The sequence below is a fragment of the Pantoea sp. 18069 genome (genome assembly GCF_902706035.1).
In the GTDB taxonomy this organism is placed as follows: Bacteria; Pseudomonadota; Gammaproteobacteria; order Burkholderiales; family Burkholderiaceae_C; genus Comamonas.
The window spans coordinates 20,432-42,432 of record NZ_CACSJA010000043.1 but is presented as its reverse complement, the minus strand read 5'-3'; the positions used below and the strand labels follow the sequence as shown (position 1 = coordinate 42,432).

The following is a 22,001-nucleotide window of genomic DNA, read 5'->3' as shown; positions in this document are numbered from 1 at the left end:
TTTAAGTCCTGGCGGAAACGGAGGGATTCGAACCCTAGGGGCTGACCATTCCAGACCATCCTAGCCAGAGAGGCGCAGCGGCGTCACATGGCATATTGGTGCTGGAATGGTCCCGTATTGGTGTGGATATTGGTGTGAGTTGGTTGCTGCAGTTGGGAACTGGGCGGCGCGCACCTTTGCCGCAACATCCTGCACGAACGCACGCCTGCCTCGCGCTGCAGCGGCGCCAGAGCGAGGCGCACGCCACCCTGGCCCGGCTCCCCTGCGCCTGCTGCGCCTGCTGCGCCTGCTGCGCCTGCTGCGCGTCACTCTCGCAAAGTGAGCGGGCGCTTGCAATTCTCCAGCGCTGCGACCAGCTTGATCTCATAGCCCTCGCGTCGGTCGATCTCGGCCAGTGACGCGCGCAGCAACTCGAACGGATCCGCATCGTCGGCTAGGGACTCGGTTGGCATGCTCGGGCGGTCCGGCGTGGGCTCGCGGCACTCCACAGGAACGGGCACCTTGACGGCCTGGATCTCGGCGCGCGGCGCGGTGGCGCAGCCCCCCAGCGTCAGCACGCACAGCAGCAGTGCGGGGTGCTTCATGGCTTGGCCCTCCCCTTCAGCCAGGCCGCCCCCAGGGCCTGCGCGCTCGCGCACGCATCGCCGGGCGCGGCCGGCGCCGTGGATAGCGTGTAGTCGGCGCGCTGGTTCAGCGCCAGGGCCTGCGCGGCCGCTGCGGCGCGCGCTGGCTCGGCCTTGGCGTGCCGCTGCGCCGCCGCACTCTCCAGCCCCTCCACACCGTCGCTGCATGCCTGGGCCGCAGCGCGCGCGCCGTCGCGCTCACGCTCCACGCCAACAATCGAGGCCCGCGCGACCGCCGCCGCGTCGCGCTGCCCGAGATAGGCCCAGCCCAGCACGCCATTGCCCGACAGGCTGGCCAGCAGCAGAACGGCCAGGAGTTGCCAGGCGTAGGCTTTGATTCGAGCAAACATCAGTTGTCCTCCGCTGCAAACAGCAGGTTCTCGGCGCCGCGATTCGTCCAGCCACGGCCAAAGGCGTCGAACTTTTGCAGGCTGGCCCAGAACTTGAAGCGATAAGCCAGGAAGCGCAGCAGCACGTCGTTATGGCCGTTGATCCGCTCCATGCGATCGAGCGATGCCTGGGACAGCGGCCCCCAGGCGCCGTCATCGGCGGCGCGCACGGCGCGCTGCAGGATACGCACCGCATTGCCGCGTCCGTGGTTCACTGCGGCATCGAACAGCTGGAACTTGACCGCGCCGTGGGCCTGGCCGATCACATCCCAAAAATCCTCCAGGTAGATCGCCTTGGCTTGGTCCACGGTCAGATTCTTGATGTCCAGATGCGGGTAGGTGTTGGCGGCAATGCCGAACTTGGTGCCCTTGAGCTCGCCGCGGCCCTGCTTGCCCCCTGTCCAGTTGCCGTCGTCCTTGGGGTTGTCGGTGAACTTGCCCTCATGGCCGATCAGGCGCTCGAATGCTTTGTCGAATGTCATTGGTCTTCCTTTCTTCGCATTGGGCGGGCGTGGCCATACCAGCGCACCACATTGATTCCCAGGCCCGCCAGCACACAGCCGGCAAGCAGCACGCCGCCCACCGTGGGCCAGGAGCCCCACAGCGCGGGCTGCATGCCACTGGCGAGCGCACCGGCCAGAAGCAGCGAATACTTCGCGCGCGCCGCGCGGTGGCGCCGGCAGATTTCCGAGTTGAGCCGGCAAATGCAGGCCCAGGCGATGCCGAAGCAGATGACCAGGTTGAGCACGGCCAGCAGTTGATGGGTTTGCCACGTCATGTCGAGCCTCCATCGCCGCCAGCGCGGCGCTCAAAGAACCGAAGCCACCGCATAAAGAGCCAGCGGCACAGCCGGGGCCAGTCGTCGCCCACGCCGCCCACGATCAGCGCAATCGGGGCCAGCAACCATGAGTTGTCATCGCCTCCCAGCCACCGGCCCGTGAGCTGGGCCAAGCCCACGGTCACCACGGCTGCCGTGGCGTTGAGCCGCAAGAAGTACCAGGCCGCCGACAGACGCGCCGCGGGGTCGCGCCGGCCCAGGGCCCAGCCGGCGCCCACGGTGCAACTGATGAAGATCACGGCATAGGGGCCGATGACGCCGGCCAGGGCCGGGCCGAACAACACCCCAGCCAAGGCAATGGCCACCGATACGGGATCAAGCTGATTTGCGCCCATGTCAGACCCTCCCCATAAAGGCCCACACGATCAGGCATACACCCGCCGGCACGACCCAGTCCAGCACAGACCCCGCAGTCCAGACAGCCGAGTCAAAGCCGCCCCACCACGGCATATCGATGCGCTTGCCATCAGTGAATTGCGCAATCCATCGGTACTCGGCCTGCGTGTGCTCGCGCGCCATCCACCAGGTGCAGGCCAGCGCGGCGCCCAGCCACCAGTTGCCGCTGGCCAGGCCGACCGCCACCTGGCAGGCCACGGCAATCAGCGCATGCAGCAAAGGCGTCCAATCCATTTCAGATCCCTTCTGCAGCATTCACAGGCACTGCACCGAACAAGGCGCCCTCGGCGAGCGGAACTTGCTCATACAGCCACTGCAGCGCGTCGACGCCCTCCGGAACGCCTGTGGGGATCTCGACAGCAATGTGCGACAGCGCCCGCTTGCCCGTCTCATATGCAGACTGGCTGACGTAGCCCTGCAGCAGGGCTTGGCAGCCTGGCGAATTGAGGGTTCGGACGGTGTACTGTGCGACGACGAAATGAGTAACCGGCGCGCCGGTGTCGGGGTCTTCAAGCGATGCGTGCAGTGCAATGGTTTTGTTGGTCATGGTGATTTCCTTTTGAATGTGCGGATTGCCCGCGGGTGGTTAAACGATGGGGTCAGGCCAGCGAATGCCGGCCAGTTGTGCTGCATTGGTCGCAGCATTTATCTGCATGCGCAGCTCGCGCGCCAGCGCATGCTGACGGTCTATATGCGCATCGAGGGCCGCGACGACGGCCGTCATGCCTGCGGCGTTGAGCTCGCGAAAGGTGTTGTCGGCCAGCGTCCAGACGCGGGCGAATGTAGGGAGTTGGGCAGCCTCCTGCGCCGCGCCACGCAGCCGGCTCTGGCTGACGGCATCGCTGTCGAAACGCGAACCGGCCCACACAAAGCCGCCGAACTCCGCTGCGTCACGGGCCAGCTTTATCTCGTCCCAGCGCGCGGCCCGCAGTTCGAGAAGCGTGCGCGGGTCGGACCATTCCTTTTTGGTGTAATCAAATATGTGCGCACTGGAAGGACGCAAAGGCATATCCCAAACCCTCCCTGCCGAAACATATTGGGCTCCGAAGCTCGAAGCCTCTCGAATAACCATTTCCCCTTCCCTGGCCTGAATATCCACCTGATCTTTAGGCGCTGTGCCAGACCTAATAATCTCGCCTTCATACGTGTAGACGGTGAAAGGGGAAGATTCTTGGGGTTGATTTTCTTCAATTATTTCTTCGTTTTCCATCATCGTTTTGTCCCAAGAAGCAGCAGGGCGAACGAGCCCGTGTAATCAGAAACATCTATTTCGTATGTGTGCACCCCAGCGCCTGGATTATCGATTGCAATTGCCGTCCCCGATCTTTCGGTACTACCTATAGTGAGATTCGAAGTGTAAATAACACTACCATTCCGATATAGGCGTAGCTGGGCACCAGCACCAAGGCTAACCGCGGCGGAAAAGAATCCAAATATAGTCACACGCCCAGCGGTCGCCATATTTATGGATGCTACTTTCCCTCTTACTGCCACTGGGACAGTAATCGCGTCTCCCGCTATGTTGATAGTATTGACTGCATTAACTGCAGCAGCCGTTAAACTTCCAGAGAAAGTCCCTCCGACTGCGTTCAAGTTTCCAGAAAAAGTCCCGGTAGCTGCATTCAAAGCCCCGGAAAAAGTCCCGGTAGCCCCATTCAAGGCTCCAGAAAAACTACCAGTTGCGCCAGATAACTGCCCCGAGAATGTTGCCGAACCATTCGCCAGAATAGTCAGCCCAGCCAGCATCAGGACCGGGTTTGTACCAGTAGCCCCCAAGTGGAATATCCGCGTGTTATCTGAATTACGCGCCTCCAAATCGCCAGCGGCAGTAAGATTCACCCCACGACTGCCCGCGATGTAATTGGTGCTGCGGAAGTAGTTGGAGCCGATATTGAAGCCGCCGATAGTTCCAGCCGTTGCGTAAATCGTGCCGCGCACAACCACGCCCGAGAACTCGGCCGTTCCATTGGCATTGATCCGCCAGCCAGCAGAGCCCGCGACGTAGCTGGTGCTCTGGATGTACTGGCCCACGGCCAGCGAACCCGCGACCAGCTTCGCGACAGACAAGCTGACGATGTGGCCATCGTCCACCTGCAGCTTGCCGATCTTTGCTGTCGTGATCGTGCCGTTGCCGATAAATGCGTCTTGGAAGTAGACGCCTGCCGGCACGGCCTGGCCGTTGATCGTCGTCGCTGCGGTGCGCACGATGAACAGGTTTGGCGAGGTCAATCCGCTGCCCGCTGGCGCGCCGACCCAGAAAGTGTTCGCCATGACGCCAATATCGATGGTGGGGCCCGCGGTGCCAGCGCTTGTGCCCTGGATTGCAATGCCACCGACCGCGGTTTTACCGTTCGAGGCAACCTGCACCTTCATCGAATACTGCGCAGCGACATACCCGTTCACACCAGCCTGCGCCGTCGCGTTCTGCTGAATCGCAGACGTGTTGCCCGCAGCCGTGGCCTGCACAGTATTGAGTTGGGTCGACAACGCCGTCTGGCCATCGGTGCGCGCGTTGCGCTCTGTGACGATCGCAGTTTCAGCAGTGCCAACCCGCGTCGTCAGCGAAGTGATCTGCGAGGTGTGACCACTGATCAGGCCTTCGGCCGAGGTCACTCGCGTGGTGAGCGCGGAGGTGGCTGAGGCGTTCGCATCCACGGCAGAAGTGAGTTCGGCCACGCTGGGCTGCCATGACTTGGGAGGAACGACTGCGCCCTTATATAGGCAGGCCCAGTGCACCGTAGCGGCGCCCGAGGTGACTGTGTTCGGGTAGTAGTAAAACGAGACGTTTGTCCCCAAACCGACCTCGGTGCGAACAAAGGTGGCGGTGGCGATTACCCTCGTACCATTACGCACCAGCGCGGAGTTAATACCCGGCGACCCGTTGAGCCAAACTCCAACCGAGGAAGTCGAATCACCAGCCGCTGGCGTGTGCGTAATACATGCAACCAGCGTGTATTTCACCCCTACTTCAAGCGGTTCCGTAAAACCGTAGCTACCGAAAAAGTAGGCCCCGGCTGGCCGCACCATTTCGACGTTGCTGGCTTTCAGCAAATTGTCGCCAGCGCCTTCCAGCGCACCGATCGAATTGGTCAGCGAGGTGATGCTCGAGCCATGACTAGTGAGGGACGCGCCTTGACTGCTCACCGTGGACTGCAGGCTCGCCAGCGCGCTCGCATCCGCCTTTCCAGCGATCGAGTTCTGCAAGCTGGTGAGGGACGCGCCGTGGCTTGTGATCGCCCCCTCAGTAACCGTGACCCGGTTTGTCAGGCCCTGCACAGCCATTGCGTTCGCATCGGACTTGACGTCGGCTGCACGCCCCTCGGTGACGTCGATCGCCACAACGTCGTCGTAATAGATGACAGCATCTGTGGGGACCGCTGAACTCATCCAGATATAGCTGCGGATTGCTACGCAGTCGGCATCCGTCGTCACATAGCCCGAAACTTTAGTCCACTCAGTTGTGGAGAGGCTTGCAGCAGCGATGTTGGGGGAGCTCTTGTAGCTGTTGGCCGCACCCACCCTTACGCCGTTTACGCCGACCGCCACGGCCCCCGCAGCGATCGCGGACTCTGGCTGAACCCACCCCTCGACGTAGTAAGTGCGCGCGCCAGCGGCCGGCACATTCCCAAATTCGCTGTAGACGTTGGACGCAGCGCTGCCAAGGTTGCGCGGCATCCGAAAGCTCCTGCTGCCATTGCGCGAGCGGGTCGAGACGACTGCGCCGTAAAGCCGCTGGAACGCTATCTCGTTTTCAAACGACCCACCCGGAACTGCACTCGCGCCCCCGATGTTCTTGACGTTCGACTGCAGCGTTGTGATGCTGGAGCCCTGGCTCGTGAGTGCGCCGCCCTGTTGGGTCACGCTGCTTTGCAGCGCCGCCAGCGCCGACGCCTCGGCCTTGCCCGACTGCAAGCCTGTGATCGAATTCTGCAGATTCGTCAGGGCTGTGCCTTGCGAAGTGTTTACCCCCTCTGCCGCGGTCACACGACTGGTCAAAGCCTGGACAGCAGACGATTCCGCCTTGGCATTAACAACAACCTGCAGATCCCGAACGTCATTCTTCCAAGCCGACCAAGTTTCTAAGCCAGTGGAATAGCGCGTGTTTTGATCCAAACTGTTATCGGTCGAAAACACCTGGATGATCGGGCCGCCCGACGAATCATTCCATTTGACCGTCGTCTCCAAGATGCCGTAACTCGACGCCCCAGGCGCTCCAATTACGCCGCGACCTTTAAATTCTCGAACCGTGCGGCGCTTGTAGTTGTTCCAGTAATAGGACGGCGGGCTGTTAACGTTTCGCGTATCGGCCACAGTCAGCAGTTCGTCGACCGTAGAGACGGAATTGCTCAAGGAGGTGATCTGGCCACCTTGGCTGCTGAGCGCGCTACCTTGCCCTGTGACGGTACTCTGCAGTGACGCCAGAGCTGACGAATCTGCTTTGCTGGATTGCAACCCGGTGACGGAGTTCTGCAGGTTCGTGAGCGCCGTGCCTTGGGAGGTGTTCACACCTTCGGCAGCCGTAACGCGCCCGTCCAACGACTGGAGTGCCGCAGCCGTCGCGAGCTGCCCACTCCCTACTGGCATGCGCGCCTCGAGCGCGGTGGCGCGCGACGCCAGCGCACCGTCCGCGCTCGCCCGAACCGTAGCCTCTGCAGTCAAATCTGCAGCCACCTTCTCGGCACCGGTCACGTCTTCAAGAGTGACGAAGTCGAATTCCTGCGTGCCCGAATTGGCGTTGTAGTTGGCCAGAATCATCAGGGAGAGATGCGCGGCCTTGTTCGCGAATATCCATGGCGACGCAATCGTGCCGCCGCCCCCCATGCCCCCCGCAGATCGCCCCCTGAAGTAACGCTCAACGGTCTGCCACTCGTTGAGCGCAGGCGTTGCGTTCGAAACCGCGTAGTGAGCGCCAGAGGGGCTTGTCGTTTCTACGTTAGCAGAGCTCACGAACCGGCTCTTATCGGCGTTCCGCGCAGCGATTCCAATGTAGAGCCCGCCAGCCCCAGCGGTACGCCGGAACCGGGCGGTGATCTTGTACAGCCGTGTTTCGTCCAGCGGCAGCGTGGCGCTGTGGTGAAGCCAATGCATGTCGTTGCCGCCGGTATTCCCACCTACAACAAGCACAGAGCCCGCAGCGGCATCGGCAACAGCCTTGGTCGTCCGCGATACAGCGCCGCTGCTGTAGATCAACCATTCCGACTCTGAGCCAAGGGCGTTCATCGCTTTCAGGCCTTCGGAAGCCGCGCCGACCGAAGCCTGCAGCTGCGTGATGCTGCCGGCCTGGCTGGTGAGCGCGCCATTGATTGACGTCACGCTCGACTGCAAACCGCCGATTGCCGAGCCCTGCCCCGCAACCGTGCCTTGCGTCGATGTCAGGTCGGTGCGCACGCCCTGAATCAACGACGCATTTGCGTTGTCGCCAGCGACCCGCGCCTGCTGCTCTGTCACCACCTGGGCGCTGGTGGCCAGCTGACCCGTACCAACCGGCAAACGAGTCTCAATCAAGGACGCGCGACTACCCAGTGCAGAGTCTGCCGAAGCGCGCGCTGTGGCCTCATCCGTGACGCTGGCCCCAGTTGCAAGCACACCCATCCCTGTGGGCATGCGCGCCGTCACGGTCTGGATGGCCGATGCATTGGCGCTGTCGCCAGCGATGCGCGCCTGCTGTTCAGCCACAACGTCAGCCGCAGCGGCCACGACGCCGGCGCCTGCAGGCATGCGCACGCTGACAGCCTGGATAGCGGACGCATTGGCGCTGTCGCCGGAAACCCGCGCTTGGCGCTCGCTCCAGACCAGTCCGGACGTGACCTGACTCACGTCGGCGCCCGTATAGCTGCCGCGCAGCTGAGCAGCGAGCGTGCTGCGCGCAGTGACCTCTGCGGTCAGGCCCTGCTCGGTTTGACCGATGCGCACTGCATGTTCGGCCAGCGCCGCGGCATGTGCGGCCACGGCTTCGCCAATGCTTGCGTAGTCGCCGACCAGCACCCAATATGCAGCCGCGGGCGGCGGATTGCCAGCAGGGACCGCAACCTTGGAGCGATACAGCTTGCCCTGCTGCTTGACCAGTTGGCCTGCGTCGTAGGACTTGCCGGGGTCGTAATCGCCGGCACCGATGATGTCAGCGACCTGAGCATTGACCGCATCGATGTTGCCTTGCAAGGCTGCAGAGGCAGCCTGCAGATCCGCAGCAACCTGCGCGAGCGCCGCTTGGCGCGCAGCAGCCTCTGCAGCCACATCAGCCGCCCGCGCTTGAGCCTCTGCACCAATATCCTGCGCACGAGCCTGAGCTTCCAGCGCAACAGCCTGGGCACGCGCCTGCGCCTCTGCGGCGACTTCTTGCGCGCGCTCCAGCGCCTCAGCAAGCAGCCGCGCATTCACGCTGCCGATGCCGCCACCGCTGATCAGCTCGATTTCTTTCGCGAGGTCCTGGTACAGCTGGCTTTCGGTGATTTGCCCATCCAGGACCTCGAGCAACTTTTCGACGTCCTGGCCCGTGGTGACCGTGACCGGTTGGCCAGCACTGACAGAAAGCACGCCATCGACGCTTTGATGTTTTGCCCAGAGCTTCCAGGTAGTGGCCGGCTCGCTGCCAAAAGACACGGGGCCGCCGAAGGCCTCTGCCACCTGCTGCGCCTGCGCGAAAGTGGCGTCCGCACCCTGCGCACCGTAGATGATGGTCCGGGCATGGCCGTGCCCTTGCTCATAGATCGCTGCGTCCCAGTTGACCTGCACGTTGGACAGCATCCCGATGGCAGACAAGCCAGTCACCGCGGGCGGTGGCGTGAGATCCGGCTGCTGCACCTGCTCGAAGCTATCGCCCAAGTTCGCCACAAAGCGCACCACGCCGTTCGCCAGTTGGCCCGACGTATCGATCGCACGGCAGCCGAACGTCCACAGACCGGCTTGCGGCCGCGTGGTTTCAAACTGCGCACGATAGACGTCGTCGGCTTCGCCCAAGGGCTGCATGCCATCCCAGTCGGCAACGCTGAGCTGCACGTCACCTGGCAGGTAGCGGATCTGCACCCCGGCGAATGCGGGCGGGCGATCGCCGACGTACTGCCATGCAAACCGGCGCAGGCCACCGGCCACGCTCTGCACCACGAAATCATCGACATTGCGCGGCGGCAGCTGGGTCATGCTGGTGATGTAAAGCACCGTGGCCGACTGCCCCACCAGGCCCGACGCGTTGAACGGGCGCACCTCGACCAGCCACTCGCCCGCGCCATCGATGCGGAACTCGGCACGGCTGCCCACGGCGCTGCCGTCGACCAGGCGCAGCTCGGAGCCGTCGCGGCCCGCCCAGACCTGGGCATGGTCGTAGTCGCCCTCGACATCCCACACCAGGCCCAGCGAATACCACTCGGTGTCGCCCTGCACATTGACCTTCTCGGTGATGCGCAGGTTCGAGACCTTTGGGCGGCCCAGCTGCGGCAAGCTCGATTGGTTGGGCGCCGGCGTATAGGTGCCGTTGAGGACGTAATCCCAGAACTCGGGGCCTTCGGGCACGCAGGTCACCTGGGCGCCTTTCAGATCGGCCTCAGGCTGCATGCCGACCACACGTACGCGGTAGCCAGGTGTAGCCTTGAAGTCATAGCACCAGAGGGTGTCGTGGGCGGGGTTGTCAAGATCTGCACCGGGGAACTTCACGCCGGCGGGCCAGGCACCGACCAGGGTGACCCATTCGGACTCGGCCTCGAGCGCCTCGACCTGAAACACGCGATAGTCACGCGCGCCGGGCACGCGCAGGCCGACATAAGCCTGCGGCATGGGCGGCACGGGTTCGTCCAGCTGCAGCACAACCTTGTCGCCGTCGCGCTCGGCGTGCATCACGCGGCCGCCGAAGCCCCACTGCGTCAGGTCGTGGCTGACCGACAGCACCGACAGGCGTCGGTATGCCAGGTGCTCGATGTCGGCACCGAAGTCGATGGTCTTGTATTGATAGAGCGACTGCGCCAGGTGATAGCGCGCCAGTACCGCGGCGTGGGCCTCGCTGGTCACGCCCTCACTCGTGATGCGCGCGGGGCTGAGCATCGTCGTCACGCCGGGCGCGGCCACGCGCAGGGTCTGCGTTTCCCAATTTCGGTCACGGTCAACATACTGGTATTCAATGCCGTCGGCGGCGTTGGCCAGGTTGTATGCGACGGAGAACGAGCCCTTGAGCATGTTGGCCATGTTGACCACGCCGCTCAGGGGCTGGCCGCTCGACACAAACACGGCAGTGGGCCGGCCGCCATCCGTCCAGCTGAACTCGCCCATGCCGGCCAGGGCCACTTCGTCGCAGAACTGGCCCAACGACATCGAGCCAGTGATCCAGCGGTCGTAGTTGTAGCCGCGCGCTGTGCAGTGCAGCATGAAGGCCTTCAAGCCCTCGATGTCGATCTGTTCGTCGGACATGCCGAAACCGAACTGCAGTCGCGGCACCCCGTTTTCGTCGGGCGCGTACACGCCGCGCAGCGTCTGCAGCAAGATGGCACCGCAGTTGCTCAAGCCTTCGGCGCGCGTGGTCGCAGTGATCCATTCCGTGCCGTTCCAGACCGGCAGCGGCCGCGCGCGATAGGTTGCGCGCAGCGTGTCCAGGCTGCCCGATATCTGACCGGTGGCCTTGATCTTGATACCAATGCGGCCCCAGCCGCTGTAGTCGGTCGCGTCCGGCTGGATGCTCTTGAGCACGTTCCAGGCGAACTTGCACAGGTCCTTGCCCTCGCCCTCGTCGTAGGTCGGCTTGCCCAGGCGCACGCGCGCCTCATGCTGGCCCAGTGCTACGGGCACGGTAAAGGTGCGTCGCACTACATCCGCTGTGGCATTGGTCAGCGTGGTGCTCAGCGCGGCCTGCCATGCGCCGCCGCCCACGGGCCGCGTCTCGATGAACAGCGGCACGCTGTTGACAAGCGTATTGCCCTTGTTGTCGACGTCGTAAAGCTGGCCCTCGATGTCAAACTGCAGCGTCACCGTGCCCGGCGAGCTGGTGCGCGCGACCCAGCCGCCATCGTTTTCCAGTTCGCCGCCGGCGATGCCATCGACGTTGCCGTACAGCGGCACGTCCTGGCTGGGCATGCCCGAGAAGCCATTGAAGAACGTCGATACTTCCTCGAAGCTGGTGATCGGCGTGTCGCCGATGGCCAGATCTGCGGCGCTATGCACGTTGACGCCGCCAAGCAGGATAGTGCTCAGGTACTGGTTTTCACCCTCGAACCAGGTATATGAATCGCTGGCAAGATCGGGCAGTACGCGCATCTCGCCCCACAGTGTCGGCAACGGCTCATGGGGGCGCTTTGTGTTGCGCCGGCTGCTCAGGCTGTGGACCTGGCGCGCGGCCGCAGCCTCGCCCATCTTGGGCACCTTGGGGCCCAGCACTTTGTTGATGAGCATGGAGCCGGCAACAAAGGTTCCCATGCCGATAACAGACGCCATCGCGCCCGTACCCGCCCAAAGCGCCAGCCCAGCTCCCATGGTGAACCAGGTGAGCGCGGCCATGGCCACAAGCTGCACCACCTGCTTGCCAACCGAAGCGCGACATGCGATCAGTTGGCCATGCTTTGGCCAAGTGCGCTTCCACATCGCACGCGGCACCATGGCGCCGCCGATCATTACCGTCCACGCGCCGGATTCAATGCCGGGCACATGCCGGCGCAGGAACGCCTCGAGCGTCTCGCCGGGCTGCAGGTCCGCAGGCACGTTGCGTTGACCGTCGCAGGTCAACGCATTGGGCGTGATGACCAGGCGGCCACGGGAGTCCAGCAGATCGCAGGCCACGCCATCCACGGCTGCCTGCTCGGCGCGATTCATTTCCATCGATAAAACCCTTCGAGTGTCAGCCCGGTGGCTGAAAGGTCCTGCATCCGGTGCAGCACGCTTCCGCCCAGATACGCAGCGGTGTGCAGCACGTATGGCGTGAAGCTGAGAAAGAAGTAAGTGCCGATATGGCCGGCAATGGCCGCGCCGACCTCGCGCATCAGCACCGCATCGCCGTCGCGCGGATTGATTACCGGGTCGGCCAGTTGCGCGGTGTAGGCGCGAATGGCCTGGGCCTGCGCGTCGTCGCGCAGCGGCCGCGGACGCTTGCCCGGAAGCAGCACCTCGCGCCCGAAAAGCTCGCGCTGCACCAGCAGGGCCAGGTCGGCGCAATCCATGTGCCGCGCGTCGTAGGGGATGCCGATGAAGCGATCGACATTCATGGAAAGATCCCCGGCAGCGTGAACGGATTCGCAACTTGCTTGCATGCGGACTGGCGCATGAGCGCGTCAACGCCGCAGGTCGCCTGCGCCGTGGCGCCGTTCACGGTCACGCCGGTCATCGGCAGCCAAAAAACATGTTCATGCACATCAGGCGTGTCACGCGCAACGATGATCAGGCGCGCCATGGTGGCCGTGCCGGGCAGCAAGCGCTCGAGCTCGTCGCTGATGCCGCGCCCCACGTTGTCCATCGCCAGCTTCATGCGCGGCGCGCTGCCACTCTGGTCCTCGGGCAGGGTGAAGCCAAACGGCAAGCCGATGTAATCCACCCCCTGGCTCACGAAGTCCTGCACGTCGTTGCAGATGCGCATAGGGCCAGAGAAACTGGGATTGGTGACCTCCAGCAGCTCGACATGGCCAACTTTGTTGGTGATGCGCTGGTTGCGCTCTTGAAAAACGGTCATCGCAGGTACTCCAGAGTTGCAGTGCGCTTAGAGGCGGCAAAACCAGCCTTGAGCGGCACCAGTTCGCCCAGCACGCCCCCCTTGAAACGGACGGAATGAACCTGTCCTGTTCGTGGGTTGCGCCAATCGAAAAATCCGGCGCGGCCGATGACTTCGAAGTACCAAGTCTCGAACGCAACGGATTCCGCTTTCGTGCGAAATAACAGGGTGACCGGCACGTTGGCCTTCACGCGGTGCTCCGTGATGCGGGTCTTGCCCAGGCCTCTTTCCATCTCGGAAACAAGAACGCCAGGGTCGAATCCTTCCCTGGCGTCGTCTCGGAGCAACTTCACGTAGCTCGGTAGTGTTGGCATATTCAAACCCTCATGCGTTCGCGCTGGTTGGCGCCTTGACCCACCGGCCCATAGCCCTCAGCCAGTTGACTACCGACCTCGGCGACAGCTTCCTTCTTAGCTTGCTCGATCACCGCACGCACCAGCAAGCCGCCATTGGAATCAAGGCTGAGGCTTGCGCCCGTGACCTCTGCAGGCTGACCGCTGTTCTTGTTGATGAGCTCCACCCGAAGCGATGGAATAGAGAGGCTTGGCGCCAGGGCGTGCCCGCCACCGAAGGCGCCGGAGCTAGAGATGAGCGGCGCGGCGCTCTCCACGTAGCCGCCCGACGCATAGCCGCCCAAGCTGTTCAGGTAGTCCAAGTAGTCCAGTCCCAGCATCTTGGTGGCGCTCGCCTTGAGCACGTACTCGCCGCCGTGCACGATGCCCTTCGGCTCGTACTTGCCGCCGTCGCCCGTATAGCCGCCGCTCGACATGGGAGCGAGGCCGATTGCGTTTAAGCCGACGTCTTTGACAAAGCTCGTGCCGAGCGATGCACCAGCGATCGACATAGACCCCAGACCGAGCGCGCCCATGACGTTGCCAAAAAGCCCGGAAACCGCCGCGCGCGCCTGGGTTCGGACAATGTCCGCGATCATCGAATTCGCCAAGCTCTTGAAATTGAGCTTGCCGGTCATCGCAAAGCTGACCATGGCGTCTTCCATGCCCTTGAAGGCATTGCCAAAAAGGTCGGCCGACTGCTGCGCTGCATTGGCCGCGCTATAGGTGTAGTCCTGCCAGGCGCGGTTGACGCCGTTGAGCCAATTCCCTTCCGCAGCCAGGCGCCGCGCGACGCCGGTCTCATAGGAGCCCAGCGCAAGCAGCTCATAGCGGTCGATGATCGACAGGCGATCGTCGTAGAGCTTGGCCTGCTGCGCATTCAGCTTTTCACCGGCCTGGAGTTCGGCCTGGGCGCGCTGGATCTCAAGGTCATAGCGCTGCTGCGAGTAGCGATCCCCGATCTGTTGGCGGCCGGCTTCGGTGTTACGGCGCTCCGAGCCCCACCCCACGGCCTGGACATTGCGATCGAACCCGCGCTGCAACGTCGCCAGGTATTCGGCGGCGGAGCGCTCCGCGGCATCGAGCGAGGCCTTTTGCGCATTGATCGTGGCAGTGGCCTGCAGGTCCAGCACCTGCAGCGATGCGGCGCGATCAGTGCGCGACTTGTCCAGCTTGGCCTGGGTGTCGGCAATGCCCTTCTCCACCTGCAGCCGGTTGTCCTTGGTGACCTTCTCCTGCTTGTAGCGCTCCTGTTCTTTCTGGAGCAGATTGTCCTGAGCATCAGCCTCAAGGTTGATGAAGGCGCGCCGGGCCTCAAAGTATTCCTTGTCGTCAAGCGCGCCCGCGCTGCGCTGGGCCTCCACGATCTTTTGCGCCGAGGTATACGCAAAGGTCAGGCTCTCCAAATCCTTCTTGTAGGCATAGACATCAATGGACAGTGCGTCACGCTGAGGCTTGGATAAGCCCTGCTTATCCGCGTACTGCTTCTCGATCGCCGCCACGATGGTCTTGTACTTCGCCTGCTCTTCGGCCAACTGCTCAGCCGAAAGGCGATTCGTCTCGACCAACTCGTCAAATCCGCGCTTTGCCTCGGCCAGCGCCTCATTCTTCTTGACCGAGTTCGGCTTGTGGCTGCTGTAGACCTTGTCGAAGGCCAATCGCGCCTCCAACCCCTTGCGTTCGGCATCCTTGACGATGATGCCCAGATCCTCGTCATTGATGGCGTTCATGAGCTCCCACTCACGCTGCCGAAGCTCATTAATGTCCTTCCGCACCCCTTTCCCAGCAACGGTGTTTTCGTAGGAATCCAATCCGAATTCCTTATTCGCAATCTCCGTGCGAACACGCAATAGTTCATCCTCCTTGGTGGGCGGGCGGCCCACGTTCTTCATCGCATCGATTGCGGCGGCTGCCTCGCCTTTGATGCCCCGCCATGCGCGTTCAATCCAGCCCAGGCTTTCCTCAATGCTCTTGGCGCGCTGCCGCATGGTGTCATCCAAGGCACCCATAGCCACCTCAGCGGCCTCAGTCTCCTTGCCCTGATCCTGCAGCGCCTTGATCTGCGAGTACACCGAAGCCGTCAGAAAGTTCATGCCTTCGTTCAGCTTCATCGCCGCTGTCAGCGGATCCTTCTGGAGGTCTGAAAACTTGGCCGCCGTCTTGTCCACAGCCTCGCCTGTGACACGCTCCCATTCGATAGCCGTCTGGGTGTAGCGGCGCAGTTGCTCACCACCCTTGACGCCAGCTTCGACAAAAGCGACAAGCCCCTCCGTTGCTTTGGCCTGCGTCCCCACTACACCGGAAATCTGCCGAGAGTATTGGATCAATCCGTCCACCGATGCGCCAGCAGCATCGCCCGTCATCGCGAGCGAGCGGACAAAAGCATCCCGCTCCTTGGAGCCGGAGTAATACACCGCTCCCACTGCAAGCACGGCAGCGCCAGCGACTGTCAAAGGACTCACCAGGCCAAGAACATACCCGCCCAGCGCCCTGGCCGCATTGCCTGCGCCGCCAAACATATCCTTCAACTGACCGCCCTGCTGCAGGAACACTGTCAGGGGTGCTTGACCGCCCTGCAGGCTGACCATGATGTCGGTGAACTGCGCCGGCACGCCGCGCAGGGCCCATTCCATCTCCTTGGCAGACTTACCGACGTTGCCCATTGCGCCCTCGGTGTTGCGCAGCTGCGCAATGTAGGGCTCTGCCTGGCTGGAAAGCCCAAGCTGCGCCGCCTTCAGCTCCAACAGCTCGAGCCGTGTTTTTCCAGCGGCAGAGGCTTGCTCGCGCAGGCCGTCGAGGAAAGCGTTTTGCCCGGCTTGCTGCGACTGCTGAGCCTTGTAGTCGGCCAGCGCCTGCTCGGCTTGGCGCAGCTGCGCGACCATAGGATTCAGGCGGGACATGTCCATGCCGCGGAGATCGGCTTTGATCTCAAACGCCTTGGCCAAGCTATTACCAGCCTCTGCAGCGATGCGCGTCTGCTCTGTCGCGCGAAGCAGCGCCGCGGTCATCCGGCCTTCTTCTCGCGTCAGCTTTTGAGCCGCCGCCTCGGCGCCGTCGCCCATGGCGTTGATCCCACGAGCCGCGCGCTGCCCGGATCGCTCGACCGCTTCTGCCATCTGGGCAGCATCGGCCTTGATCTCCTGAAACGTGCCCTTGGTTTCGTTCTCCGCAACGACCGAGAAACCGACCTTGCGCTGTTGTTCATCCATTGGCGGCCCTTAAACGAAAAAGGCCCGCCATAGGCGAGCCGATTAATAGAGTTTGAATGTTAGGCTACCTACATTCCGAGCTAACAAACCCTAGTTCAAAATCATTACTTCCGATATTTGCATGAAGACCGGCGACTGAAGAAAACTTCGCATACCCAACATATCCGCCCATCTTGTTTTTTGCATTTACTTCACCACACAAGACGTTTCCTTTCACAGTCCACTCAGACCAGCCGAATAACAGCCTTTCATTGCGGAACAATGCCGAATCCGGGTCATTCAATTCCGCCCGAACCGGCTTGCGCAATTCGTGGACCAGATAAGCGCGCCAAGCGAAAACGCCTGCGACTATCAGGACCACGACGGCAAGCGCCATCGCTATTTTTCTCATCCACCCCTCCCTATGCAGCCAAAGAGGATGGATGCTATCAAAGGGCCTTGCCTGGGATGCGCAGGACGGCCTGCTCCATGTGCCGAATTTCGCCAAACAGGCTATCCCATTCCTCGCGATCGCCTTCTGTTGCACGATCCAGCAGCGGATAAACCGCCTCATATCTCAGGCCCAGCCTCTTGCCGCCACCGATGCCTATCGCCGCATTCCACTGGGTTTCCAAGGCGACGAATAGACCGAGCGCGCCGCGGCACTCGGGCCAGACCTCTACCGGGTCTTCCCAATAATCTTCGGGCGCGCATCCTTCCGCTACCTGTGGATCCGGCGCGAAAAAGGCAACAGCGGCGGCGACTAGTTTCCCAGGCGCCCCTCCGTGATGGCCGCGCGGTACGCGTTCCAGAAAGCGCCGGCTGCCGCGGGCTCCTCATCGAACATCTGCACCAGGCCGCCCGCATCGAGCGGCAAGTCCAACGGCCAGCCCTTGAGGAACTTCAGCGTGCGCGCGGCGTGCGTCTCCAGACCGTCAGCGGCCAGACGCGAGAAGCTGAAATCATCGACGCCCGGGGTGGCTGTGCTTGCGGCAGGCGCCGCGAACTCATCCCACAGCGCCGCAAATTCCTTGCGCGTGCGGTACTGGAACTGGCAGTTGATGTCGACATCGGCGCCGGTGATGGACTTGAACTTCACCGGAAAGTCGATGGTCTCGGGGCGCGCGCCGAAGATGAAGGCGGGCGGCTTGGTTTGGGTGTTCTCGGTCATGGGTTTCTTTCAGCGGAGAGGAGGAAGCCCGTGCGCAGCCGCCCGCCCCGCTGAAGGAGCGAAGCGGCTGCGTCGGTGCATAGGGCTGCCTGAGCGTCAGGCGGCGTAGCGGGTGGAGGCGGACTTGCCCGAGATGTCGACGGTCACACGGTTCAGGCTGCCGTCTTGCATCAGCACTTCCTCGTTCATCGCGACCGTGCAGGACAGGTAGGACACAGCACCCTTACGCATCGTGGTGCGCACAACAGTGTCTTGGCCGGTAGCGGTCAGTTCGGCCAGGGCTTCGTAGCCAGGCGTCGAGATTGCGTCCGCATCGAGATCCAGGGTGCGGGATACGGCGCTGAAGCCATCATTGATTTCCTGCTCGTTGTCGCTTTCCAGGTAGCGATACGCTACCTTCTTCGCGGCACCGCCCGAGCTGTCGTTGCGCAGCACCTTGGTCACCTCGACCCAGGTCAGGACCTTTACGAAAGCGCCAACACCAGCGCCGGCAGGGAACAGCGTCAGGCTCGACGTGTTGGCCGCAAGGCCTTCCAGGGTGAAGCTATCCGGTGCAACGACAGCCTTGACGCGGAACACGCGACTGTCGAGGCGAGCCCAGCCGCTTGTCAACGCAACGATGTCGCCCACGACCAGGCCGTGAGCCGCGGATGTGCAAACCGCCTCGACGGCGTTGCTGATTGCTGTCAATGCCTTGGGCTCGGACAGTTCGATGGCCACGGCAATGCGCGAACCAGAAGGGAGGGATGCCATGTGATGGACCTTTCTTGGAAACGAAAAACCCGCCGAAGCGGGTGATGGAGCGCCCTCGCGGGCCGGGCCTGCCGGGCGGCGGGCGGGTGCGGGCTACCGGTCGCCCAGGATCGTGAACGCCTGCAGGTAGCCGCTGGAAACGTCCGCGTCGTCATACGCGGTGATGGGCTCGCCCATGGGCTTGGCCAGGAATGCAGCGCTTGCGCACAGGCGCTGCTCGATGAGCTGGATCAGCGCGAAGGCCTGCAGCGGCGTTTCGTGCCAGGTGTTGATCTGGATCTGCGGGTGGCGCTTGTCGGCGGCCGTGTTGTCCACGTAGCGCAGCGGGTCGCCGCCAATGTGCTGCCAGGTCACGTAGGGCATCGCGGTGCCATATGGCGCTGTTCCGACATGCACCCGTGGGCATTCGCTCAGCAGCGCAGCCATCAGGTCAACTTCAAGCGCCATGGTAGGCCCCCTGTTCAAACAGCCGGCGCCACAGTTCGGCCTCTGCCGCCTTCTGCGCTGCGGGCAGCGCGCTCGAGGCGCTGCGCACAAACGCTTTGCCGGGCACCTGGATGGGCGTGGGCAGCGTCACGTAGTAGGCATCCTTCTGCGCCTGGCTCGCGCTACGCTTGGGGCGGGGCTTGCCGTCCATGCCGGGCCGCACCATGGGGCGAACGCGCCCCTGGCTGTCCTGGTAGTAGCGATAGCGCTGCAGGTAGCCGAATTCCACAAGATGGCCGTGGGGGGCCTTGATGTGGTTCCAACTGACGTTGTACTGCGCGCGCTGGCCGCTCTCCGAGTTCTCGGAGCTGAACGCCTGGTAAATCGAGCGCTCCAGATTCCCGGTCGAGCGCCCGAGCATCGCCACATTCAATTTCACCCGCTCGTAGATCACCTGCGTGGCGGCCTGCGCCGCAGGGCGAATTGCCGCCTCGGCGCCCTCCTCGAGCTGAGCCAGGAGGGAATCCAGCCCTGACAGCTCGGAGGCGATGCCAAAGGTGCCGGAGCCCTTTAGCACCCGCCTGCGGCCATTACTGCCCGGCCTGGAAAGCGTGCGCGTCGCCATGGCTACCCCCGGTAGCGCACGACTGCAGCGCCAGCACGCCGGGCCTCGCGCACCTTGGCCGCGTCCGCCTCCAGCCAGGCCCGAGCCTCGACCACATCAAGCGGCACGCCCTCGATGATGATGCCCGCCGCGTAGCTACGCGCGCCGAAGCGCCCCGGGGCCGTGGTCAGTGCTGCCGCAGCAGGCAACGCCTTAGCCTTCGGCTCGGTCGATTTCTTTTCGGTGGTCATTGCTGGATTCCTTTGATCTGCTTGCAAACCAGGTCGATGTACTCGCGGGTTTCGCCGGGCAGCACGGCCTCGATGTCGTACAGCGTGAACATGAAGACCACGCGCATACCGGCGTCGACGTCAGTGCGGCGCCGGATGCGGATCGACGCGCGCACGATGGAGACCTCGGCATCCGCCTTGATCGCGCCAAGCCCCGAGCGGTGCCGCACATTGGCCGCGAGGCGCTGAGCGGTGATGTCCTCCCAGGCCTCTGACAAAGGTGTCCCCCAGTCGTCCTTGCCACCCGTTTTGCGCTGAATATGAATTCGGTCTTTAAGGCTTCCGGCTTTCATCAGAACCCCTTCGACGTATCCACATAGGGCAACAGCAGCCATTCCGCGCCCATAGGGATCGTGGCAGCCTGCCCTGGTGCGACTTCCTCCCGGTTGACGTAGAGGTGCCCCAGAATGAGCTGCGCGGCCGCATGAATGACCTCATCAATCACCACGCCTGTTCTGCCCTCCGGGATTTCGGCCTCGCCCTCGTAGAGCTTGCTGAAAATCTTGCCCTCGATCGCCAGATACGCCGCGGCGATCCAGCCCTCGATAAGCAGATCCTCCTCGACGTCATCCTCGGCCATCCGCAAATGCAGCTTGGCGCGCGCCAGGTCAATCTTCTGCATGGGCCTGACCCGGGAACGGCTTGACGGGCGCACCGATCGAGCGCGCGTACGCCACTGCATCAGGATGCGGATCCACGCTGCCGGCGTAGGCCTGGGCCACGCCCTGGGGCACGCCTTCGATCAAATCGTCAGGATGAAAGCGCTGTTCAGCGATGGTCACGGCCGCCAGAACGCGCACATCCACCAGTGCCTCAGGCTCGGGATTGGAACCACCCTGCAGCACGTCACCAGCACCAGCACCTTCGGATGCGGCCCCAGCCATCGCCGGGGCCTGGCCCGCGTGTTCCTGCCCGGCTGCTGCATCGCCCTGCTGCTGATCCTGGACCAGGCCGCCTGCCGGCGCACCGTCTGCGCTGGTCTTGGGTTGAGCTTTTGCCATGTCAATTCCTTCGGATGCGGCCCCAGCCATCGCCGGGGCCTGGGTTCATCAGGTCGCAGAGTTGACGTAGGCCTTCACGGCGCCGCCCACATCCAGCAGGTTGCCGCCCGAGCGGCAGAAGGCCAAGAAGCCGACTTGACCCTTCTCGGTGTACTTCGAGTCGGTCATGCGGAACAGCGTCACATCCATCACATCGCGGATCAGGTACTTGCTGAAGTCGCCGTATGCGATCGACTTCGCGTTCGCCGCCATGGGCGCCATGTTCTGGTTGATGTTGATGGCGCGGTTCATCAGGCGATCGGGCGCGCCGCCCGGGTTGCCCTGCTCGTAGCCCGGCGTAAAGATGGGGCGACCCTGGCCGTCCTTGATCTTGCGCAGCACCTTGAGTGTGTCATCGTGGAACATCCAGCCAGCGCGCGAACGGTAGATCGGGTCCACCGAGTGCTCCAGATCCACCAGGTCGTCATAGGTCACGACGGTGGTCTGTCCAGTGGCACCCGTCTTACCCACCGCGGCGCGCATTATCAGGCCGGGAGGCTGACCCACACCCGTTCCCACGGTCTGGTGGCGGTTCTGGATGCGACCCAGACGCAGCGCCAGCAGCGACTTGATATAGGCCTCGATGTCGATGAACGAGTCCTGCAGCAGCTCGAACGGCAGCGCGATGCTCTTGGAGCTGTATTTGTAGACGTCCAGAGAGGCTTGGCCGAAGGTCGTTTCACCGGTGCTCACCGATGCGTTCTGGCCCACGATCTCGCCTTCCTCGGCCGTGGCGTCGGCAGTAGGAAACAGCATTTGCGCGCCGGTCGCCGTCTGGATCGCGCTTGCCACGGCGCGCACGCCGCCCATCTGCTTCATGGCTTCCAGCAGGGTGCGGCTGAACTCGGTGGCCACTGTGTAGCCACCCTCGGAACCGGTCGTGGTGGACATGGCGCCTTGAATGTCGCCGGTCTGGCGCGCACGCATGGCGTTGCGCTGCTCATCGGAGAGATTCGAGAGCCCGCCCTTGAGCATCGCGCGCAGGGCGCCGGCCTCGGGGTTCTTGGGGTCTGCGCCCGTGCCAGCAGCCGCATTCATCGCAGCCTCATGCTCGGCGCGTTCGTCGCCGGCCACTTGGTTCAGGCGGTTTTCGCGGTTGATCTCGCCGTCGATGGCCTCGATTTCGTTCAAAACGGCGTCGAGCGCCGACGCATCAGCCGCGGGCATGCGCTGATCGGCAGGGGTCTTGGCGTTCAGATCGGCTGCGGCCTTGGCCTTGGCATCGCGCTGGGCGCGCAGTTGTGCAAGTTTGCTCATGATGAGTCTTTCGTTCAGG

24 protein-coding genes are annotated in these 22,001 nt (G+C 63.1%); all 24 read right to left on the bottom strand.

Annotated features, from left to right (window positions below):
• Nucleotides 1-305: 305 nt before the first annotated feature.
• The 24 genes from GVL12_RS22960 to GVL12_RS22845 all read right to left on the bottom strand — a co-directional run bounded on the left by GVL12_RS22960 (nt 306) and on the right by GVL12_RS22845 (nt 21,982).
• The gene (locus tag GVL12_RS22960; RefSeq protein WP_159917886.1) at nt 306-584 is read right to left on the bottom strand and encodes a hypothetical protein; all 279 of its coding nucleotides are present in this window, start codon (nt 582-584) and stop codon (nt 306-308) included.
• On the bottom strand, nt 581-973 hold the full coding sequence (locus tag GVL12_RS22955; RefSeq protein ID WP_159917885.1) for a hypothetical protein: 393 nt from the start codon (nt 971-973) through the stop codon (nt 581-583). Before GVL12_RS22955 ends, GVL12_RS22960 begins: the two co-directional genes overlap by 4 nt.
• Entirely contained in the window at nt 973-1,494 is a 522-nt protein-coding gene (locus tag GVL12_RS22950; protein ID WP_159917884.1) for a glycosyl hydrolase 108 family protein, read from the bottom strand. The genes GVL12_RS22955 and GVL12_RS22950 overlap by 1 nt, the downstream gene beginning before the upstream one ends.
• Nucleotides 1,491-1,790 carry a hypothetical protein gene (locus GVL12_RS22945; protein WP_159917883.1) on the bottom strand — a complete coding sequence of 100 codons (300 nt, stop codon included), beginning with the start codon at nt 1,788-1,790 and terminating at the stop codon, nt 1,491-1,493. The genes GVL12_RS22950 and GVL12_RS22945 overlap by 4 nt, the downstream gene beginning before the upstream one ends.
• Nucleotides 1,787-2,185, bottom strand: coding sequence for a hypothetical protein (locus GVL12_RS22940; protein ID WP_159917882.1), 399 nt, complete (start codon nt 2,183-2,185; stop codon nt 1,787-1,789). The genes GVL12_RS22945 and GVL12_RS22940 overlap by 4 nt, the downstream gene beginning before the upstream one ends.
• A 1-nt stretch (nt 2,186) precedes the next feature.
• A complete protein-coding gene (locus tag GVL12_RS22935; RefSeq protein ID WP_159917881.1) occupies nt 2,187-2,480 on the bottom strand; it encodes a hypothetical protein in 294 nt (97 codons plus the stop codon).
• A gap of 1 nt (nt 2,481) precedes the next feature.
• Nucleotides 2,482-2,793, bottom strand: a complete 312-nt coding sequence (locus GVL12_RS22930) for a hypothetical protein (RefSeq protein ID WP_159917880.1) — start codon at nt 2,791-2,793, stop codon at nt 2,482-2,484.
• Nucleotides 2,794-2,832: 39 nt separating this feature from the next.
• The gene (locus GVL12_RS22925; protein WP_159917879.1) at nt 2,833-3,459 is read right to left on the bottom strand and encodes a DUF4376 domain-containing protein; all 627 of its coding nucleotides are present in this window, start codon (nt 3,457-3,459) and stop codon (nt 2,833-2,835) included.
• The gene (locus GVL12_RS22920; protein WP_235033960.1) at nt 3,456-12,038 is read right to left on the bottom strand and encodes a DUF1983 domain-containing protein; all 8,583 of its coding nucleotides are present in this window, start codon (nt 12,036-12,038) and stop codon (nt 3,456-3,458) included. Before GVL12_RS22920 ends, GVL12_RS22925 begins: the two co-directional genes overlap by 4 nt.
• Nucleotides 12,029-12,421 (bottom strand): hypothetical protein, encoded by a 393-nt coding sequence (locus GVL12_RS22915; RefSeq protein WP_159917877.1) that lies wholly within the window; start codon nt 12,419-12,421, stop codon nt 12,029-12,031. Before GVL12_RS22915 ends, GVL12_RS22920 begins: the two co-directional genes overlap by 10 nt.
• On the bottom strand, nt 12,418-12,882 hold the full coding sequence (locus GVL12_RS22910; RefSeq protein ID WP_159917876.1) for a DUF1833 family protein: 465 nt from the start codon (nt 12,880-12,882) through the stop codon (nt 12,418-12,420). Before GVL12_RS22910 ends, GVL12_RS22915 begins: the two co-directional genes overlap by 4 nt.
• Nucleotides 12,879-13,235: a hypothetical protein gene (locus tag GVL12_RS22905; RefSeq protein ID WP_200844021.1), complete on the bottom strand. Its 357-nt coding sequence runs from the start codon at nt 13,233-13,235 to the stop codon at nt 12,879-12,881. Before GVL12_RS22905 ends, GVL12_RS22910 begins: the two co-directional genes overlap by 4 nt.
• 2 nt (nt 13,236-13,237) lie before the next feature.
• Nucleotides 13,238-16,462 (bottom strand): phage tail tape measure protein, encoded by a 3,225-nt coding sequence (locus GVL12_RS22900; RefSeq protein WP_159917875.1) that lies wholly within the window; start codon nt 16,460-16,462, stop codon nt 13,238-13,240.
• Nucleotides 16,463-16,526: 64 nt separating this feature from the next.
• A complete protein-coding gene (locus GVL12_RS22895) occupies nt 16,527-16,853 on the bottom strand; it encodes a hypothetical protein (protein ID WP_159917874.1) in 327 nt (108 codons plus the stop codon).
• Nucleotides 16,854-16,890: 37 nt separating this feature from the next.
• On the bottom strand, nt 16,891-17,253 hold the full coding sequence (locus tag GVL12_RS22890; RefSeq protein ID WP_159917889.1) for a DUF1799 domain-containing protein: 363 nt from the start codon (nt 17,251-17,253) through the stop codon (nt 16,891-16,893).
• Complete coding sequence (locus GVL12_RS22885; protein WP_159917873.1) at nt 17,205-17,612, bottom strand: phage tail assembly chaperone; 408 nt, start codon at nt 17,610-17,612, stop codon at nt 17,205-17,207. Before GVL12_RS22885 ends, GVL12_RS22890 begins: the two co-directional genes overlap by 49 nt.
• 96 nt (nt 17,613-17,708) lie before the next feature.
• Complete coding sequence (locus tag GVL12_RS22880) at nt 17,709-18,365, bottom strand: phage tail tube protein (protein ID WP_159917872.1); 657 nt, start codon at nt 18,363-18,365, stop codon at nt 17,709-17,711.
• A gap of 93 nt (nt 18,366-18,458) precedes the next feature.
• On the bottom strand, nt 18,459-18,812 hold the full coding sequence (locus tag GVL12_RS22875; protein ID WP_159917871.1) for a DUF3168 domain-containing protein: 354 nt from the start codon (nt 18,810-18,812) through the stop codon (nt 18,459-18,461).
• Nucleotides 18,802-19,416, bottom strand: a complete 615-nt coding sequence (locus GVL12_RS22870) for an HK97 gp10 family phage protein (protein WP_159917870.1) — start codon at nt 19,414-19,416, stop codon at nt 18,802-18,804. The genes GVL12_RS22875 and GVL12_RS22870 overlap by 11 nt, the downstream gene beginning before the upstream one ends.
• 2 nt (nt 19,417-19,418) lie before the next feature.
• A complete protein-coding gene (locus tag GVL12_RS22865; RefSeq protein ID WP_159917869.1) occupies nt 19,419-19,646 on the bottom strand; it encodes a hypothetical protein in 228 nt (75 codons plus the stop codon).
• Nucleotides 19,643-19,978: a phage head closure protein gene (locus GVL12_RS22860; protein WP_159917868.1), complete on the bottom strand. Its 336-nt coding sequence runs from the start codon at nt 19,976-19,978 to the stop codon at nt 19,643-19,645. The genes GVL12_RS22865 and GVL12_RS22860 overlap by 4 nt, the downstream gene beginning before the upstream one ends.
• On the bottom strand, nt 19,978-20,307 hold the full coding sequence (locus tag GVL12_RS22855) for a head-tail connector protein (RefSeq protein WP_159917867.1): 330 nt from the start codon (nt 20,305-20,307) through the stop codon (nt 19,978-19,980). Before GVL12_RS22855 ends, GVL12_RS22860 begins: the two co-directional genes overlap by 1 nt.
• Nucleotides 20,294-20,686, bottom strand: coding sequence for a hypothetical protein (locus GVL12_RS22850; RefSeq protein WP_159917866.1), 393 nt, complete (start codon nt 20,684-20,686; stop codon nt 20,294-20,296). The genes GVL12_RS22855 and GVL12_RS22850 overlap by 14 nt, the downstream gene beginning before the upstream one ends.
• Nucleotides 20,687-20,734: 48 nt before the next feature.
• The gene (locus GVL12_RS22845) at nt 20,735-21,982 is read right to left on the bottom strand and encodes a phage major capsid protein (RefSeq protein WP_159917865.1); all 1,248 of its coding nucleotides are present in this window, start codon (nt 21,980-21,982) and stop codon (nt 20,735-20,737) included.
• Between the last annotated feature and the right edge of the window lie 19 nt (nt 21,983-22,001).

What these genes read in the sequence shown, in the direction of transcription:
- GVL12_RS22960 (WP_159917886.1), bottom strand. Translation starts at nt 584, where the DNA reads ATGAAGCACCCCGCACTGCTGCTGTGCGTGCTGACGCTGGGGGGCTGC.
- GVL12_RS22955 (WP_159917885.1), bottom strand. Translation starts at nt 973, where the DNA reads ATGTTTGCTCGAATCAAAGCCTACGCCTGGCAACTCCTGGCCGTTCTG.
- GVL12_RS22950 (WP_159917884.1), bottom strand. Translation starts at nt 1,494, where the DNA reads ATGACATTCGACAAAGCATTCGAGCGCCTGATCGGCCATGAGGGCAAG.
- GVL12_RS22945 (WP_159917883.1), bottom strand. Translation starts at nt 1,790, where the DNA reads ATGACGTGGCAAACCCATCAACTGCTGGCCGTGCTCAACCTGGTCATC.
- GVL12_RS22940 (WP_159917882.1), bottom strand. Translation starts at nt 2,185, where the DNA reads ATGGGCGCAAATCAGCTTGATCCCGTATCGGTGGCCATTGCCTTGGCT.
- GVL12_RS22935 (WP_159917881.1), bottom strand. Translation starts at nt 2,480, where the DNA reads ATGGATTGGACGCCTTTGCTGCATGCGCTGATTGCCGTGGCCTGCCAG.
- GVL12_RS22930 (WP_159917880.1), bottom strand. Translation starts at nt 2,793, where the DNA reads ATGACCAACAAAACCATTGCACTGCACGCATCGCTTGAAGACCCCGAC.
- GVL12_RS22925 (WP_159917879.1), bottom strand. Translation starts at nt 3,459, where the DNA reads ATGATGGAAAACGAAGAAATAATTGAAGAAAATCAACCCCAAGAATCT.
- GVL12_RS22920 (WP_235033960.1), bottom strand. Translation starts at nt 12,038, where the DNA reads ATGGAAATGAATCGCGCCGAGCAGGCAGCCGTGGATGGCGTGGCCTGC.
- GVL12_RS22915 (WP_159917877.1), bottom strand. Translation starts at nt 12,421, where the DNA reads ATGAATGTCGATCGCTTCATCGGCATCCCCTACGACGCGCGGCACATG.
- GVL12_RS22910 (WP_159917876.1), bottom strand. Translation starts at nt 12,882, where the DNA reads ATGACCGTTTTTCAAGAGCGCAACCAGCGCATCACCAACAAAGTTGGC.
- GVL12_RS22905 (WP_200844021.1), bottom strand. Translation starts at nt 13,235, where the DNA reads ATGCCAACACTACCGAGCTACGTGAAGTTGCTCCGAGACGACGCCAGG.
- GVL12_RS22900 (WP_159917875.1), bottom strand. Translation starts at nt 16,462, where the DNA reads ATGGATGAACAACAGCGCAAGGTCGGTTTCTCGGTCGTTGCGGAGAAC.
- GVL12_RS22895 (WP_159917874.1), bottom strand. Translation starts at nt 16,853, where the DNA reads ATGAGAAAAATAGCGATGGCGCTTGCCGTCGTGGTCCTGATAGTCGCA.
- GVL12_RS22885 (WP_159917873.1), bottom strand. Translation starts at nt 17,612, where the DNA reads ATGACCGAGAACACCCAAACCAAGCCGCCCGCCTTCATCTTCGGCGCG.
- GVL12_RS22880 (WP_159917872.1), bottom strand. Translation starts at nt 18,365, where the DNA reads ATGGCATCCCTCCCTTCTGGTTCGCGCATTGCCGTGGCCATCGAACTG.
- GVL12_RS22875 (WP_159917871.1), bottom strand. Translation starts at nt 18,812, where the DNA reads ATGGCGCTTGAAGTTGACCTGATGGCTGCGCTGCTGAGCGAATGCCCA.
- GVL12_RS22870 (WP_159917870.1), bottom strand. Translation starts at nt 19,416, where the DNA reads ATGGCGACGCGCACGCTTTCCAGGCCGGGCAGTAATGGCCGCAGGCGG.
- GVL12_RS22865 (WP_159917869.1), bottom strand. Translation starts at nt 19,646, where the DNA reads ATGACCACCGAAAAGAAATCGACCGAGCCGAAGGCTAAGGCGTTGCCT.
- GVL12_RS22860 (WP_159917868.1), bottom strand. Translation starts at nt 19,978, where the DNA reads ATGAAAGCCGGAAGCCTTAAAGACCGAATTCATATTCAGCGCAAAACG.
- GVL12_RS22855 (WP_159917867.1), bottom strand. Translation starts at nt 20,307, where the DNA reads ATGCAGAAGATTGACCTGGCGCGCGCCAAGCTGCATTTGCGGATGGCC.
- GVL12_RS22850 (WP_159917866.1), bottom strand. Translation starts at nt 20,686, where the DNA reads ATGGCAAAAGCTCAACCCAAGACCAGCGCAGACGGTGCGCCGGCAGGC.
- GVL12_RS22845 (WP_159917865.1), bottom strand. Translation starts at nt 21,982, where the DNA reads ATGAGCAAACTTGCACAACTGCGCGCCCAGCGCGATGCCAAGGCCAAG.